The sequence below is a fragment of the Pseudomonas palleroniana genome (genome assembly GCF_003031675.1).
Lineage (GTDB): Bacteria > Pseudomonadota > Gammaproteobacteria > Pseudomonadales > Pseudomonadaceae > Aquipseudomonas > Aquipseudomonas palleroniana.
Map to the genome: position 1 here is coordinate 62,629 of NZ_PYWX01000015.1, position 16,944 is coordinate 79,572.

The window sequence follows — 16,944 nt, forward strand, 5'->3', positions numbered from 1 at the left end:
GTTCCAGCGTTCAAAGACACTGGGCTAGTTGCACATTCGCCCGCATTAAACTCATAACCCATTGATTAATAACAATTAAAACCTATCAAAAAACAAACATGCCGATACCGTGAAGGATTATTCCGACAGGTGGCTGATTTTTTGATGGCGATAAGGCGAAGAACCGATTAGTTGCCATTATTAGGCCACTAAGCTCTTGGCGCGTTAGGTTAGTGCGAGGGTTTTGGGAAAAGTTCGCGGGTATAGTGTGAATTGGATCCCATTTATCGGATTCATCCACCGACTGCCCCCACCGCTTTTTTGTAGGAGCGAGCTTGCTCGCGAAAAACTCACAGGCATCGCGCCCCTTCAGGAAGCACGCGTTATCGTTGACATTTTTCGCGAGCAAGCTCGCTCCTACATATTACCGGCGCCTTGGTCTTTTGGCTGGCCGGGCACCAGGGTCAGTGGCGGGCGTTCCACGTCCCGGGACACGTGGGGCTTCACTTCCCCCACGCCACCCTCTTCGTCGTTGTGGATCACCAGCACACCCGGCTTGCGCAATTGTTCCAGGTCGCCTTCGCCCAACTTGAAACTCTCAATCAGAAGCTTGTCGCTCAGGGCATTGGCCTCGGCGCGGCGCTGGGCGAACTTGCGGCCCTTGCGTTGTTGGTAACGCGCCCAACTGATCAGGATCAGCGCGTTGAACACCGCGATCCACAGGTACACCTGCAAGGTATTGAGTGCGGCGAAGATCGGCGCTTCCAGGCGTGGGCCGCCATGGGTTTCCAGCATGGCGCTCATGCCGCGCGCCAGCAGCCAGATCAGACCGGCCCAAGCCGCCAGGGTCAGCAGCACATCGATGAACCACATCACGGCGTTTTGCCGGGTTCTGACCAGTTTCATGCTCACGCCTCCTCTGGGCTAGGTTTGATACCGCGATCCGGGCTGACCCAGCGTGCGCGTTTCTGGTGTTGCTTGAACAACACCTTGGGAAAGCTGACCAGCGTGGTCAACAAGCTGACCAGCCAGAACACCATCGGGTACCACACGGTCCAGAACAGAGTCTTCCACAGGTCTTTTTCATAACGCCGGTCAATCAGGATGCTCACCGCAAACTGCATCAGGCACACCATCGCCAGCACCAGGCCGGTAAACGCCGGGGGCACCAGCGAGTCCACGGCAATCGCCGGGGGCAGCACGATGAATTTACCCACGGCCCAGAAAATCACCGAGAGCAGGAAGGTGAAGGCCCAACCGGTGGACAGGCAGTATTCGAACAGCAGCGGCCACAGGTAACGATGGCGCCATTGCCAGATGCCACGGATGTTCTTGAACAGCACTTCGGCGCCGCCCTGGGCCCAACGCAGGCGCTGCTTCCACAGGCCGCCGACGGTTTCAGGCATCAGGATCCAGCACAGGGCACGGGGCTCGTAGAAGATGGCCCAGTGGTCGAGTTGCAGCTTCCAACTGACATCGATGTCCTCGGTGATCATGTCGGTGCTCCAGTAGTCGATGCGGTCCAGCGCCTTTTTACGGAACGCCACCACCACCCCCGACACCGTGAAGATCCGCCCGAACACGCGCTGGGTACGCTTGATCAAACCGATGATCGAAGAGAACTCGCCCACCTGCACCCGGCCAATCAAGGTGGAGCGTGTGCGGATGCGCGGGTTACCGGTCACGGCGCCCAGGCGCGGGTTATCGAGCATTGGCGCAACCATGTAGGCGGCAGCGTTTTTGTCGAGCAACGCATCGCCGTCGATGCACACCAGGTATTCACTGCGGGCGGCCACAGCACCCATGCGCAGGGCCACGGCCTTGCCTTGGTTCTGCGCCAGGTGCAGCACGCGCAGGCGCGGGTTTTCCAGAGCGAGGGCGTCAAGCACGGCGGCGGTGTTGTCGCTAGAGCCGTCGTTGACCGCGATCACTTCGATATTCGGGTACAGCTGGTCCAGCGCCGCGTAAATGGTCTCGGCAGCGTTATCGCCCTCGTTGTAGCAAGGGACGATGATCGAAATCATCGGGTTGCCGGTCAGGGTCGGCGCCGGGGTGTCCTCCTCCCAGGCCCAGTGGCGCTCCCAATGCAGCCAGAAGTACAAGCCGCCGGCAATCCACAGCCCCGACATGAACAACGGGTAGAAAAACACGAAGTCCATCAGGAACTGCCCGGTGACCAGGAAGATCAAGCCCAGGGGCACGCCCAATACCAGCGCCAGGACGAATAAAGCCAGGATTCTGTCGAACATGATCAAGGATTCCACTGGTTGGAAAGGGCCGGACGCACGGTTTTCAGGTCCGGTGAGTTTTCCAGGAAGTTGTCCGGGTAATAGCCGAAGCTCTTGACCCCCTGGCGTTTGAGTACCCCCATCCATTCAGCCATTTGCGCACCGTCGATGTCGGTCGCCTCTTGAGTACGCCAGTCTTTGGCTTGCAGCTCGAACACCGTGCGTTCAAGCGCGCCGGGGCGGGCTTTGACCGTGGCAACCAGTTTCTCCAGCCAGGCATTGGAGTTTTTCTGCGTTTGGCCTTCCATCAACGGCATGGCCATCGGCGCGGTCCAGTCATAGGTCTGGAGGAAGTCGTCGAGGTTCTGCGCAAACCAGGCTTCGCTTGGCGGGTTAAGCATCGGCTCGGCGAAGATATTGCGCGCGGTCAGCACCTGCGGCCCGCCAATGGCGCGGACCTTGGCCGTCAGTTCATTGGTGAAGTCGATCAGGTAGCGGCTCTTGAAGCGGGTCCAGCGTTGCATCACCGCAGGGTCGGCGCGCAGGGCCGCGATGCTGCCGGGCAGGCCGTTGGCGGCATAGGTCCTGAGCGCAGCGGGGCTGGCGTCTTCGAAATCCGACAGCACCGCATCATCGTGGTACAGCACGCCGTCGATGGCACTGTTGCGTGCCAGGTCCTCATAGAGCTCACCGATGACCTTGCGCACCTGGGGATCAAACGGCGACAGGCGTTTGTATTGATCCGGGTCGAGACCGACCTTGCCGGTCTGCGGATCCCAACGCGTTACGCGGGGCAACTTGGGGTCGAGGGCGAAGCTCAGCACCGGCATCCACGCATAGACGCTGGCATGGGCGCGGGTATGCAACTGCCATGACACGCGGTTGAACAGGTCGGCGCGCACCGGCAGGTGACGGTTGGGGAAGTACAGCGAACGCACCAGGCCGTCACCCTTGGGGTCGGCGAAGGCTTGCAGGAAGACGGTGCCCGCGCCCATGTCCACCACGCGCTGCACCAACTGGTCGAGGTTGCGCGCTTGTTGGGCCGGGTCCGGGTCATACACGTTATCCAGGTCCACATGCAGCACGCGCAGCGGCGCCGGGGTTTGTACCGCGACGATGCTGTTGGCGAAGTGTTCGCCATCCGGGTCGGAGGCGACGAGGAAGCGCGGGCTGTTCATCAGCTTGCCGAGGTCATCGATGCCGTCGTCCAGGGTCAGCGCCATCTGGTAACCCTGCTCTGCGACGAGCGCCAATGTAGTGCCCTTGGCCGCACCGTACGGCCACACCCAGACCCGTGGCGCCTTGCCGGTGACGGTCTGGATTTTTTTCGAGATGGCGGCGATATCGGCACGCATCCGCGCATCGAACTGCGCCTGGGTTTCATAGCGGCCCGTGGCCGGGTCAAAACGCAGGCTGGTCGCGGCCGGCTCCAGGTTGCCCTGAGGGTTGGCCAATATGCCTGTGTGGCTGGCGTCAGTGTGTGCGGCAATCTCCACCAGCCCGGACTGGGACACTTCCCGGATCTGCTGCCAGGTGAGGAATTCTCCGCGCGGCCGTGGCATCCCGGCGAAATCCACCGGCTGATTCATCGGCGTATCAATCCAGTAGCCTACCGGCGCCAGCAACGCCGGCCAGTGGTAGGCGCGCAGGATCGGCATGACCCGCGTGTAAAAGCTGGAATAACCATCATCGAAACTGAGCATGACAGCCTTGGGCGGCAGTTCGGGGCCGCCCCGGCGCGCCGCCAGGATCTGGTCGACGGAAACCGCCTGATAGCCATTCTCGCGCAACCACGCCAACTGCTCGATCAAACGCTCGGTACGCACCGCCACCACGGCCTGGTCGGGGTCGCGGTCGTTAACGTCGTGGTAGGCAATACCCAGGAAGTGGTTTTTCGGCCACGGCGCTTCGTTGGGCGCTATCGGCCGTTCGGCGGGCGGGGTGTAAGGCGCGGGTTGCTGGGCGCAGGCGCCGGCCAGCATTACACCCAGGATCAACAAGCAATGGCGGAGGACGGTCATGGTCGGCTCTTTCTAGAATCGGTAAGTGAGGTCGACGAGCAGACGCAGATCGCGTTCTCGGTCGCCGTCGTAAGGGCGGCTGATCAGGCTCAGGTTGGCACCGACCTCCAGCACATCGTTCCAGAGCAGGCGCTGGCCGTAGCCGATCAAACCGATACCGCCGGTGGAATAATCGCGCTGGCTGTAGGTACCGACACCGACCTGGAATTGCTGGCTCCACTGGGTTTCATAGCGGTGGTAGAGCACATGATTGACCGTGACCGTGGGCAACACGGTGAAGTCCGACTTGGGGTTGAAGTACACCGTGTCGCTCTTGGTGTTATGGCTGGCGCCGACTTCCAGGCCCAGGTCCACTTGCACATGGGGCGAGCGGTAGAGGCCCTCGCGGCCCGTGAGCAAGGCTTCGAGACGGTCGTTGCCGTCACTGAAATGGGACGGGCTCACGGCCAGCTTCCACTCACGGCTTTCGTTGGCACGCCAGCGGATGAAACCGCTGCCGCCATTGGCGGTGATGTCGGCATTCAACGCCCGCAGCGGCGTCGTGGCCAGGAGGTAGCCGAGGCTGCCGCCGTATTGCCAGTTGTCGTTGATGTCGCGAGCAATCGACACGCTCGCGCCTTGTTTGGAACCAAAGCCGTAGGAGTGGTTGGACACCTCGGCTTGCAGGGTCATGTCGCGGGTACGCCGCTCCACGCCGACACGTTGCCAACGGTGTTGGCCGGTGCCTTCGCTGAAGTCGGCGGTGGCGTAGCCGGCCCCTGCGAACAGGCGCCAATCTTCATCGATGGGCGGCGTGTAGATCACGCTTTCAATACCCCAATCGCGGCTGCCGCTCACGGCGCCGACGTCGCCATTATTGCCGCCGCCATAGCTTTTGCCGGTGTAGGCTTCCACGCGCAGCTCGGCCATGTGGTGCACATTACGCAGACGGTCAAGGCGCTGTACCTGGCGGTTGTCCGGGTTGCGCGCCAGCACGTCGTCGGTCAGCGCATCCATTTGCCGCCACTCTTGCAGGTCCATGGCGGTATAGGCCTGGGACACTTCCAGGCCGATATCTCGCGGCGCCTGGGCTTCGGTTTCCTTGAGCGCCGCCTCGGCGCGGCGCGGCCAATCGCGGGCACGGTACATATTGGCTTGGGCCAGCTGCAGGCTGACGTTGCCGGGGGCTTTTTGCACCAGTGCTTCAAGGCCGGCTTCGCTGTCCGGCAGGTTGCCGGTGAAGGTGCTGGCCTGGGCGGCCAGTTGTTGCGCGTCCATCCAGTTGTCGTTGGGGTTGCCGATGGGCAAGCCTTTGAGTTCCTGGCGAGGGCTCTGGCTCTTGGCCAGGTTGTTGGCGACGTCGCGGGCCTCCAGGGCTTTGTCACTTTCCACCAGGGCGTAGAACAGCGCGGTGCTGTCTTCGACACGGTCGGCCGGGTCGGCATCCGGCGCAGCCAGTGCCTGGCGGTACAGCGGCTCGGCTTTTTCCGGCTGGCGCTGGTCGAGGTAAGCGGCGGCGACCCAACGGATGGCGTACGTCGGCAATTGCACGCCCTCGCCTTGCAGGGTTTGGTACTCGCGGATCACCTCGGCGGTGCGTGCCCGCGCCTTGAGGGCTCCCAGGCGGTCGATGCGCCAGCCCACCACATCGTCATGGGCACTGGCGTCCGGCGTCCAACGGGCCAGCAGTTGGTCGTAATCGTTGAGGGCACGGTCAGCGATCACATAACGCTCTTTCTCGCTGCGCGTGGCGAACTCGGCCATCCGCACGCGCTCGGCGGCGAGATCACCTTCCAGGCGGCGCTGGGTCACCGCGTCCAGCACCCCCGGATGCTTGGCCGACAGGCGCAACGCCGGCTCCGGCAAGCGGGCCCTTTGCAGGGCAACCATGTATTCGCGGATCACCTCAGGCTTGCTACCTGCGAGCACGAATGCCTTGTCGAACTCATTCAGGGCATCGTAGTTCAGGCCGGCGCGGGTCAGCGCGTAGCCCAAGGCCATGCGCCGGTTGGCGTCATCCGGCTTGGCGGCCACCAGCGTACGGGTGCGCAACAGCGCTTCGTTGGTCTGGCCGGCGTCGGCCTGGGTCAGGGCCTGGCCCAGTTTCAGGTCGACATTATTCGGCTCGCGCAGCAGCGCCTGCTGGTAGACCGCCAGGGCCTGCGGCCACTGCTTCTGGTTGCGATAAGTACGGGCCACCGTGGCCAGTGCCTGGGTCGTCAGGTTGCGATGTTTGCCTTGGGCTTCGTACACCTTCAGCACTTCGGCGTCTTGCCCGGCCCAGCCGGCGATGACCAGGTGATCGCTGATCTGCCCCGGCGTCTGTCGCTCGACGGGCAGTTGGCGCAGTTGGGTCAGGGCGGGCGTGAAGTTGCCGTTACGCGCTTGGATGATCAGCGCATCGTAGGCCGGATCGGCGAATGCGCAGGCGGGGGTGAGCAACTGGCTGCACAAAGCGGCGCCGATAAGCAGACGTAGACGGCCTGGCGCACTGAGAGGGAGGTTTCGCAGCATGTCGTGAGCTTCCTTACACACGGAAAGCTACAACGATAGGTGGTCCTGAGCAGTTTGCATCAGGGTGTCGGCGTCTAGTGACCCGACCTAGCTTTCCTGTAGGAACTATCCATCAGAAATGTAAGGAAAAGACCTGGCAGGAACAATTGTTCAGAATTAGCCGTGCAGGTGGGAGGGGGCTTGCTCCCGATAGCGGTCCTCCAGTCACCAATGCACTGGCTGAGCTACCGCTATCGGGAGCAAGTCGAATCGTCGCACCGCCCCTCCCACATTTTTTTGACCGTGCTCGCAACCTGTAGGGTTATTGAGCGCGGTTGACGGTGCCGAATTTAGCCATGACAAAGCCGATGAATTGCTCGACGGTCATCTTCTGGCCGTTGAAGGTCACTTCATTGTTGGCGTAATGCAGCTTGGAGACCACGTCGCTACCGACCAGGGTCGCCAACTGAGACCCAACGGCCACGCCACTGACCGTTTCGGCCGTCATCTGCGATTGCTGTTCGATGGTTTGCGGGTCAGTGACACCGCCCAGCTGGGCCTGCAACGCCGCCACGTCCGCCACCATCGGCTTGGAGAGGGTCAGGTTGGCATCCAGCAAGGCCACCATCTGCTTGCCCAGTTCAACCGGCGGCAGTTCCATGGAGGCCGGTTTGGCCAGGTCCACGACCAGGTTGAATTTGCTTTCGCCGTGGGTGGTTTTCAGTGACAGGTTTTCCACCGCCAGTTGTGGCTTGGCGGCCAGCACCTGGTTGACGTTGGTTTCAGCCAGGGTCTGCTCGGCTTCGGTCAACTGCAGTTCAGGCACTGGCTGGCCGGCAGCGGCGGCGGCTTGCACCGGCTGCATCTTGTCCTGGTAGAGCTTGGTCAGCACCAGCATCGCCGGGATATCGACGTTCTTCATACTCAGGGCCATGGCTGCCGAACCAACAGGTTTGCCCTGGTAACCGATCTCGTCGATTTTGTAGTCGACACGGCCGGCCAGGTTGTTGTCCTTGGTTTCGCTGGTGTCTTTCTGCTCGAAGCCCTTGAGGGTCAGCACGGCTTTCTGCGGGCCGAAGGTGACTTTGGTGTCGGTCAACTCAACCGTGTTTTGCCCGGTGTAGAAGCCGAAGGTGGACTTTTGCAGGTTGCTGGCCACGGTCAGGCCGGCCAGCTCGGCTTCGAACGGCTCGCCATTGCCGTCGATGGCGCTGACCTTGAGGCTGTTCATGTAACCGTTGGCCTTGACCTTCTGGCCTTCGGCGGTGCTGTCAAAGTCCAGGTTGGCGCCGGAGAAGCTAACCGAGGATTTGTCGTCCTTGAGCTCCAGCGGCAGCAACTCGAGGTTACCGCTGACCGAACGGCTGTAGCCGATATTGGCCACGCCTTTGAGCGGCGACACGTCTTTGCTGGCAGCGAACCATTTTTCAGTGGTGGCGTTCTTTTCCAGAGCGTAGTGACTGGTCGCCATGACCGGCAGCCACTTCAGCGTGACCAGGCGCGAGAACGGCAGGGGGCCGTGTTCGATATGGTCAACGAACAGCAGCTCGGGGTTCGGGTTGTCCTGGCCGAATACCGTGCCCTGCCCCTTGAGGCGGTAGTGCGCGGTGCTGCTGAACACGCCGCGCTCCAGCGACACCAGCTCCAGGCTCACGTTGCCGTCGACGCCGGCCATGGCGGTCTGCAGTTCCTTGTTGGCGTTCTGGATCGCGGTTTGCAGCACCGGCTCCAATTGCTTACCGGTGTACCAGGCACCGCCTGCACTGACGGCACCGATCGCGACAACAAGACCCAAGAAAACAACGGCTGGCTTATTCATGAAGTGACCTGATCAAATCCTGTGAGAAGTGGGCTGTCTTCCTTGAACCCCGCAGGGGTTGGCTCAAGCCCGCCGAAAACGGGGAAAGATTAGCACTGGCGGCCGCGCACGGCCCAGTTTTCTCAGAGCGATCAAGTCCGCACTTGGTTCAGGAGTACTCCATATCGATCTCATCGAGTTGGTGATCAAAGCTCTTCAGGCGCGCCGTCCAGGTGTAGACCAGCACCTCGAATTCACGGTGGATCACAGCATTGCCCGGGGTGTCGACCTTGGGATCACAGAAGTCCAACTGGTAGCGCTCGCGGGCCATCTGGTTGGCCACGTCCGATAGTTCCCGGGCGTTCTTCAGCCAATGCCTGCCGTCGGCGACCTGCCGGTCGAGGACCACGCACTGTTTTTTCAGGGCTTCGAGGCTTTTTTCCAGGGGCGTGCCGGTGAGTTCGCCCATGACTTCCTGGAAGGTGCGCCCAGGCTGCCAGTAGCTGCCCCAGAAATAGCGGTCGAACACGGTTTCGACGCGGCGCAGGGCGACTTTGGTGTCCCAGATCGCCACGCGGGTCTTACCCTGTTCGAGCAGTTTTCGCTTCACCCGTTGGCCTTGGTACGACGCCCAGGCCACCACGCCGATGGACAACGTGCCGATCACCAGGCAGGCGCTGTCGAGGAACACCATGGCCTTGTCGAGTTGATGCGCGAGCATGACACCGTAGAAATAGGCAGCCGATAACAGCACCAGCGCGAAGAGCACGCACCAGAAAGCGGGAGCATAAGGGTTTTTCATTATTGGAATCCCCATGAGCAAACGCGAGCAGTGAGCCGCAGGCGCCCCTGGTTGGAAAACCACGGGGGCCCGCCTGTCAAAGCATAGCTATTTGCTCAGGGTTTGCTGGCTGGCGCCGCTTGCGTTCGTCCGCTTTCCCAACCACCGCCCAAGGCCAGGAACAGGTCGATCTGGCTCATGGCAACCTGAGTGTTCGCCGCCGCCAGTTGCGCCCGCACGTCGGTGTAGGTACGGGTGGCTTGCAGGTCCGCGAGGAACGATGCACGACCGGCCTGGAAGAAGCGGTGTGTCTGCTCCGAAGCCACCTTGGCCGACGCGCCGGCATCGGCCAGGGCGTCGCGGCGTTGCAACTGCGCCGTATATTGCGCCAGGCCGGTCTGGGTTTCGCGGATGGCGTTAAGCACCACACCGTCAAAGTGCGCAAGAGCGCCCTGGGTGGCGGCTTCGGCCTCGTGAATGCGCGCCCGCGCGCCGTTGGTCGGTACCGTCCAACTGATCAGCGGGCCAAAGCCCCAGCGGTTGGTGGGCGCCGTGCCCAGGTCATCCAGAATACCCACGGTGCCCACGGTGGCACCGATGCTGATGTCCGGGTACAGCGCGCCGGTGGCCACGCCGATCCGTGCGGTGGCGGCGGCCAATTGGCGTTCGGCCTGGCGGACATCCGGGCGACGCTTGAGCAGCGCGGCGCCATCGCCCACCGGGAGCAACTGCGCGATGTGCGGCAGCTCGGCGCACGTGGCGGTGCCGGCCGGCAATTGGTCCACCGGCTTGGCCAGCAACATCGACAAGCGGAACAAGCCCGCCTGCCGCGCTGCGGTATAGCGCGGCATGTCGGCGCGCAGGGATTTGTATTGGGTCTGCGAACGGGTCACCTGGGTTTCATCGCCACGCCCGGCGTCGCGCAGGCGCTGGGTCAGCTGGGTACTTTGGCCCTGCAGGTCGAGAGATTCGTTGGCAATCGCCAGCTCTTCGTTGGCGGCACAGACCTGGGTGTAGGAACGCACCACGTCGGCCACCAGGGTAATGCGTGCGATATCGGCGGCGGCTTGGGCCGCGTCGGCGCTGGCTTGGGCGCTTTCGATGCCGCGTTGCAGAGTGCCGAACAGATCAAACTGATACGAGGTGGTGATACCGACGCTGCCGATGTTCGACACCGGGACTTTTTCCGGGAGCAGAAACGCCTCGCCGGACTCCTGCAAGCGCTGTGCCTCGGCCTTGACCCCGGCATTCCAGCCACCGGCGGATTCAGCCTCCTGGGTCTGGTAGCGAGCACGCTGCAGGTTGGCGGCAGCCACCCGCAAGTCGGTGTTGGAGGCCATGGCCTGACGCACCAGCTCATCCAGGCGCGGGTCTTTGTAGAGTTTCCACCAGTCGGCCGGCACCGGCGCCGACACCACGTTGTGCCCGTCTCCCGCGAGCGGTCCTTGCAGGTCGCTACGGTTGACGGCCGATTGTTCCGGCAGCTTGTAATCCGGGCCTACCGCTTGGCAGGCCGACAGCAACACCCCCAACGCAGCGGTTGCCAGAAGCTGCTTCATGGCTTGGCTCCGTCTTGAGGTTTGTCACCGATGATCGACACCGTGGCCGTACGCCCGGCGATCATGCGGAAATCCGCCGGTACGTCATCAAAGGCAATCCGCACCGGAATCCGCTGGGCCAGGCGCACCCAGCTGAACGCCGGGTTGACGTTGGGCAGCAGGTTGGAGCCGCTGCTGCGGTCGCGGTCCTCGATCCCGGCGACAATGCTCTGCACATGCCCGCGCAGACGGGCGTTGTCACCAATCACGCGGATATCCACGCCCATGCCGACGTGGATGCCATCGAGCTTGGTCTCTTCGAAATAGCCATCGATGTGGAACGAATTGCTGTCCACCACCGACAGCACCGGGCGCCCGGCGGTCACGAACTCCTGGGTACGTGGTGCCCGGTCGTTGACGTAGCCGTCGACCGGGCTGCGGATCACCGAGCGGTCGAGGTTGAGCTGGGCCGCGTCCACGGTCACTTGAGCTTCGGCCAGGGCCGATTGGGCGCGGGCGACGCGGGACTGGCTTTCCTCCAGTTGCTCGCTCGGCACCAGGTTGCCCAGGCCGCGGTTACGTTTGTACTCGCGCTGGGCCTGGGCCAGGGTTTCCTGGCGGTCGGCCACGGCCGCCTGGGCCTGGCGCAGAGCCAGCTTGAAACGGTCCTGGTCGACAGCGAACAGCACCTGGCCCTTGGTCACCAGTTGGTTGTCGCGCACGTCGACTTGCTGGATCAGCCCGGACACGTCCGGAGCGATCTGCACGATGTCGGCACGGATATGCCCGTCACGCGTCCAGGGTGCAAACATGTAGTACATGACCATGCGCCACACAACGACGACCGCAAACGATACGATCAACAGCGTCAGGACTACACGGCCGATGGTCAAAAAAGGTTTTTTCATGTCATCAGGTATCGACTGAGTGAGTCCACGGCGCCCAGCAACAGCGCGTAGAGCCCCACATTGAACAATGCCCGGTGCCAGACCAGGCGATAAAAGTGGACACGGTTCAACAGCCCGTGCACCACCAGGAACAACCCATAGGTAATGCCCATCAGCACCAGTAGCGTGGGCAGGAACACCCCGCTGATATCCAGATCACCGATCATAAAGGCGCTCCATCAGGCAACGGCGCTTGCATTTCGCTGCCCCCAATAAATTCCACGCCGGGCAGCAACGACAGGCGCAAGCCGGCCAGTGCATGCAGCAGATGCAAGCGGGTGTCGTCTTCATCCTGCAGGCCCTGGCCGTTGAGGGCGCGGCGCGTGCGGTCCAGGGTCATCAGCAGACCGCTGGGCGCGGGCAAGCGTTCACCGGCCTTCAGGCATGCCTTGAAGTAACCGCCCACGCCTTCCACCACCTGGTTGAGCAACACCCGGGGTACGCCATAGACACGCGGCGCGTAGGCCAACAGGTCGAGCAGGTTGAGGGCCACGCGCAAATCGCGCAGGGCGGTGCCGGTGTCCTGGTTGATCAGGGCCAGGCGCGGCAAGTGCTGCATCAGGCGGTCGAGCATTTGCACGGCCATATGCCGGTGTTCGGCCAGGGTCGCAGGCTCGGTCAGGCTGACGATGTCGCGCCAGCTGAAACGGGTCAGGCGCTTGGCCGCCAGTTCGGCGCCGAAGGGCCGTGCGATCAGCGTCCACACAAAGGCGAACAGCAAGCCCACGGGCCCGGCCAGGTTGACGTTGGCGAAGTTGAGGAAGTCCGCATCATAGGCGCCCTGGATGCTGATGAACGACGAGGTGTTCACCAGCGTCAACAACATGCCCAGGTAGAAACGCGGTTGCACCGTCAGCGTGCCGATGCAGATGAATGGCACGGCAAACGCCAGCACCAGCATCGGGAAATCGTGCAGGTTGGGCAGTACCAGAAACAGATAGAGGCTGGCGAACAGCACCGACATCGCGGTCCAGAAAAAGAACCGGTAGATCTGCGGCGCCGGGTCGTCCATCGAGGCGAAAAAGCTGCACGCCACGGCGGCCAGAATCACCGCGCTGCCGCCGTCGGTCCAGCCCAGCAAAATCCACAGCACCGAAGCGACGATGATCGCGGTGACAGTGGAAAACGCCGAGTAAAACATCAGGCCACGGTCGAGAAACGGCGTGAGCCGGCCCAGGCGCCAGTGGCGGTACACGGCGCGCCAGGGCTCCTGGCTTTCGCACTGGATGGCGGCTTGCAGGCTGCGACAGTCCTGCCACAGGTCGACCCACTCGGCCAAACGATACAGGGCGTTGGAGAACAACAACGAGTGCCGGTCATCCAGCGCGTCACCCTGGGGTTGCTGAGCGTCGATCTGATCACGCAGGGCGCGCCAGCTTTCCATGGGCGCGCTTTGCTGGGTGGTTTCCAGCCATTGGCGGGCCGCTTCAAGCACAGGCGTAAGGCGCTCGAGAAACTCCGGGGCGCGATGTTCGATGGCATACAGCGCGTCATCCAGGGCATCCACCACCGGCAGCAGGTGGATCATGCGCCCACGCAGCTCCTTGGTGTTACGCACCGTCTGCGGCCGCGCGCCTTCGTGGGGCAGCTGGCCGATCATCAATTCAAGGGTGTTGAAGGTGGCAACCATACCGCTGCGCAAAGTACTGATCTGTTCGGGATCCACGTTGCGTGTCAGAAAACGCTGGCTATAGACCTGGGCGTCGGCAAACCACTTGGCCACCGAACCATCGAACACCGGCATCAGACGACGCGGCCAGAACATCGCGCCCACCACCGCCGCCACGGCGATACCGAGGAAGATTTCTTCGGTACGCGCCTCAGCCACGTCCCACACCGCCAGCGGGTTATCCACGACCGGCAAGGCGATCAGCGGCAAGGTGTAGCCGGCGAGCATCAACGCATAGTTATTCGCGGTACGCAGGTGCATGGACAGGAACAGCAAAATGCCCGTCCAGAGCGCAATCACCACCACCAGCACATAGGGCGACTGCACGAACATCGGCACAAAGAACACTGCCGCCGCGGCCCCCATCAAGGTGCCGATGGCGCGGTACAAGGCTTTGGAGCTGGTGGGGCCGACAAACGGGCTGGAGACGATATACACCGTGGCCATCGCCCAATACGGACGCGGCATTTGCATGAGCATGGCGATATACAGCGCGATCATCGATGCCGCGAACGTACGTACCCCGTAGAACCAATCGCGGGCCGGCGGCATACCGGTAAAAAATCCGTTCAAAGCGACGCCGCCTCAAAGGCACGCAGCACTCGCAGCGCGGCTTCTAAGTCACTGTGGGGAATATCGGCCAGTACGTCATGGCGCAGGCGGACCAGTTGCGCTTCCACGGCTTCCACCAACTCACGGCCACGCTCGGTGAGGCTCAACGCCTTGGCGCGACGGTCGTGAATGTCCTCGGTGCGGCACACATAGCCGCCGCTGCACAGCTGGTCGAGCAGGCGCACCAGCGACGGGCTTTCCATCCCGGAGGCCTGGGCGACTTTGACCTGATGCACACCGTCACCCAGGCGGCCGATCATCAACAGCGGCACGGCGCAGGCTTCGGAGATGCCATAGCTCACCAGCGTAGTCTGGCAGATTTTGCGCCAATTACGGGCGCCCACCACCATGCTGCTGCTGAGGTTCATCTGGAGTTGTTCGAGGGCTTGGGACACTGGATAGTTCGCATACTGTTAGTTTGCTAACTATCAATATGGTGGATCATTCGAATGTCGTCAAGTTTTGATACAAATTTGCGGATGGGTGGCGAGCCTGGTTTTTCACGTTACTCAGTTTTCTGCACCCATCGCCCACCGTGCAGCAGAACGTTCAACTCATCCACCACCTCAGCCCAATCCGCATCATCCAGAATTTCGCTGCGCAGAAATTGCTTCTGGTTGTCGGTCCAGAAAAACGCATCTTCCAGTCTCTGGTCACGCTTGAGCGGCGAATGCACCGCCACGAATTTCTCGATACTCACCGGGTCATCCGGTAGCCCAAGTTGTTTGAACAGTGACGGCAAGCTATGCACTGGCGATTCCATGGGAGCCTCCTAAAAAGACGATTCCCCAGAGTCTAGTTCAGGCGCAAGCCACGCCAACAGCCGCTCGACGCACTGTTGCGCCGACAGCACGCCGGTATCCAATACCAACGAGGCGTGCAACGGTTGTTCGTACGGCGAGCCAACCCCGGTAAACCCTGGCAACTCCCCACGCCGTGCACGGGCGTAATGCCCTTTGGGGTCACGCCCTTCGCACACCGCCAGCGAGGCGCTGCACCAGACTTCCCGATAATCGGCAGCCAGGCGTTCGGCAAACACCGCACGCAGTTCGGCCAGAGGCGCGATCATCGCAAGGATCACGATTTGCCCGTTGTCCACCAGCAGCGCCGCGAGTTCGCTGGCGCGGCGGATGTTTTCCAGGCGGTCGCTGTCGGTAAAGCCCAGGTCTTGGTTGAGGCCGCCGCGCAAGGCGTCGCCGTCGAGCACCAGGCTTTGTTTGCCTTGTTCGAACAGCGCCGCGTGCAGGCCCTGGGCCAGGGTGGATTTACCCGACGCCGGCAGGCCGGTGAGCAAGATCGCCACACCGCGATGCCCATTGCGCGCCTCGCGTTGACGGCGCGTGATGCTCGCCGTCGGCGCCACCAGGTTACTGGGCGACGGCACGCGGCACCGGCGTCGTGATGTTGCCCGCAGCCCAGGCTGACTCACGGCTGGCCAGTGCCGTAGCGATGGTTTGCACGCGGTCGGAGTCCAACTGCTCAGGCAGCGGGTCAAGCCCGGCGCTGGCGAAGATCTGGCCGTAGGCGTTGCGCAGGTCAGCGTAGGCCAGGTCGCGACGCAGGTCCGCCTGCAAGGTGTTGAGTTCGCCCTGGATCAGGTCAAGTTCGCCCAGCCCTGCTGCCTCATGTCGGTTGCGCAGCTGGGTGAGGATTTGCCCATCAATGTTGGCCAACTGTTCGTTGGTCTTGAACTGGCGTACCGCGTCCTGATAGTTGGCATTGGCCACGTAGATCTGCGCCAGCACCGCGATGGACATGGCCTGGCGTCGTGCGGTGGCGACTTCTTCACCGGCCTTGGCCACATCGATGGCGGCGGGTGCGGAGATCACGTTGAACAGGTTCCAGGTGACCTTGGCGCCGTAGTCAGCCCAGCGGTTGTCGGTCAGGAACGAGTTGCTGTCGTAATGCCCCCCGGCTGAAAACTCCAGGCCCGGCAGCAGGCGCAGCATGGCTTTGCGGGTTTCGGCGGCGCTGATACGGGTCTGGTAGTCCTGCTCGCGCAGTTCCGGGCGGTTGGCCAGGGCTTCCTGTTCCAGGCTGGCCAGGTTGACCTTCAACTGCGGCACGCTGTAGTCATCCGGTGTGGCCAGCTTGAGCTCGCTGCCCATGGGCAGGTTGATCAGCGTGGCCAGTTCGGTCTTGGCCAGCGACAACGCGCGGCGCTGCTCCTGCAACTGGCGCGTGGCTTCGATCAGCGAGCGCTGGTAACCCAGCGCCTGCACCGGGTCGCCGATACGCTGTTCGCTCATGCTCTGGCTGTTGGTCTGGGCCTGGTCGACCCGTGCCATCAGGCTGTCGATCTGGGTCAGCAAGCGTTCGGCCGCTACCGCGCGCCAATAGGCCGAGCGCACATCCTGCACGATGGTGTTGATCACCTTGCGCCGACGCTCCTGGATGATCAGGCGCTGGTCGCCCTGCTGCTTGGCGCTGATATAGCTGACGCCAAAGTCGAGCACGTTCCACACCATGGTCAGGTCGGCTACGCGGCGGTCGCGGTCCTGGGAAGTCGACGGCTCCAGGGATTGGGTGCCGGTGCGCACACTCTGGCTGCTGGAGGCGTTGGTGTTGTTGCGCCCGGCATAGCCTGCGGACAAGGCCATGCGTGGCAGCATGTCGAAGCTGGAGAGGTCGGATTGGCGTTTGGCCAGCGCCTCTTCCATCACCTTCAAGCGGCCTTCGAGGTTGTACTTAACCGCACGGGCCATGGCCTGGTGCAGGGTAAGCGGGCCATTCAGCGGCTCCTGGCCTTTGTACATACCTTGCAGATCGCTACGGGCTCGCTGCTCACTGACACTGCGTTCAATCGGTTCACTGGTGACTGCACAACCGCTGATCGCCAGCGCCAGCAGGCTGGCGCCGAACAACTTATGACTTGTTTTCATCCTTGGACTGCCCCTGT

14 protein-coding genes are annotated in these 16,944 nt (G+C 62.4%); all 14 read right to left on the minus strand.

All coding sequences use genetic code 11. The annotated features are described in order from the left end of the window. Window positions 1–396 precede the first annotated feature (396 nt). Complete coding sequence (gene pgaD / locus C9383_RS05275; RefSeq protein WP_060755505.1) at window positions 397–885, minus strand: poly-beta-1,6-N-acetyl-D-glucosamine biosynthesis protein PgaD; 489 nt, start codon at window positions 883–885, stop codon at window positions 397–399. Window positions 886–887: 2 nt separating this feature from the next. Then, on the minus strand, window positions 888–2,228 hold the full coding sequence (pgaC, locus tag C9383_RS05280) for a poly-beta-1,6-N-acetyl-D-glucosamine synthase (protein WP_090367629.1): 1,341 nt from the start codon (window positions 2,226–2,228) through the stop codon (window positions 888–890). Between the two features lie 2 nt (window positions 2,229–2,230). Beyond that, window positions 2,231–4,228, minus strand: a complete 1,998-nt coding sequence (pgaB, locus tag C9383_RS05285; RefSeq protein ID WP_090367631.1) for a poly-beta-1,6-N-acetyl-D-glucosamine N-deacetylase PgaB — start codon at window positions 4,226–4,228, stop codon at window positions 2,231–2,233. 12 nt (window positions 4,229–4,240) lie between these two features. Next, window positions 4,241–6,721, minus strand: a complete 2,481-nt coding sequence (gene pgaA / locus C9383_RS05290; protein WP_090367633.1) for a poly-beta-1,6 N-acetyl-D-glucosamine export porin PgaA — start codon at window positions 6,719–6,721, stop codon at window positions 4,241–4,243. A 301-nt stretch (window positions 6,722–7,022) separates the two neighbouring features. Then, window positions 7,023–8,519, minus strand: coding sequence for a YdgA family protein (locus tag C9383_RS05295; protein WP_090367635.1), 1,497 nt, complete (start codon window positions 8,517–8,519; stop codon window positions 7,023–7,025). A gap of 148 nt (window positions 8,520–8,667) precedes the next feature. Next, window positions 8,668–9,300, minus strand: a complete 633-nt coding sequence (locus C9383_RS05300; RefSeq protein WP_060755500.1) for a hypothetical protein — start codon at window positions 9,298–9,300, stop codon at window positions 8,668–8,670. Window positions 9,301–9,395: 95 nt separating this feature from the next. Next, the gene (locus C9383_RS05305) at window positions 9,396–10,838 is read right to left on the minus strand and encodes an efflux transporter outer membrane subunit (protein ID WP_060755499.1); all 1,443 of its coding nucleotides are present in this window, start codon (window positions 10,836–10,838) and stop codon (window positions 9,396–9,398) included. Next, window positions 10,835–11,725, minus strand: coding sequence for an efflux RND transporter periplasmic adaptor subunit (locus tag C9383_RS05310; RefSeq protein ID WP_060755498.1), 891 nt, complete (start codon window positions 11,723–11,725; stop codon window positions 10,835–10,837). The genes C9383_RS05305 and C9383_RS05310 overlap by 4 nt, the downstream gene beginning before the upstream one ends. After that, window positions 11,722–11,931, minus strand: a complete 210-nt coding sequence (locus tag C9383_RS05315; protein ID WP_060755497.1) for a DUF1656 domain-containing protein — start codon at window positions 11,929–11,931, stop codon at window positions 11,722–11,724. The genes C9383_RS05310 and C9383_RS05315 overlap by 4 nt, the downstream gene beginning before the upstream one ends. Next, complete coding sequence (locus tag C9383_RS05320) at window positions 11,928–14,006, minus strand: FUSC family protein (RefSeq protein WP_090367637.1); 2,079 nt, start codon at window positions 14,004–14,006, stop codon at window positions 11,928–11,930. The genes C9383_RS05315 and C9383_RS05320 overlap by 4 nt, the downstream gene beginning before the upstream one ends. Then, on the minus strand, window positions 14,003–14,413 hold the full coding sequence (locus C9383_RS05325) for a MarR family winged helix-turn-helix transcriptional regulator (RefSeq protein ID WP_060755495.1): 411 nt from the start codon (window positions 14,411–14,413) through the stop codon (window positions 14,003–14,005). Before C9383_RS05325 ends, C9383_RS05320 begins: the two co-directional genes overlap by 4 nt. A 137-nt stretch (window positions 14,414–14,550) precedes the next feature. Next, window positions 14,551–14,808, minus strand: a complete 258-nt coding sequence (locus C9383_RS05330; protein WP_060755494.1) for a DUF2789 domain-containing protein — start codon at window positions 14,806–14,808, stop codon at window positions 14,551–14,553. 9 nt (window positions 14,809–14,817) lie between these two features. Then, window positions 14,818–15,429 (minus strand): adenylyl-sulfate kinase, encoded by a 612-nt coding sequence (cysC, locus tag C9383_RS05335; RefSeq protein ID WP_090367640.1) that lies wholly within the window; start codon window positions 15,427–15,429, stop codon window positions 14,818–14,820. Beyond that, window positions 15,413–16,927: a TolC family protein gene (locus C9383_RS05340; RefSeq protein ID WP_090367642.1), complete on the minus strand. Its 1,515-nt coding sequence runs from the start codon at window positions 16,925–16,927 to the stop codon at window positions 15,413–15,415. The genes cysC and C9383_RS05340 overlap by 17 nt, the downstream gene beginning before the upstream one ends. Window positions 16,928–16,944 lie beyond the last annotated feature (17 nt).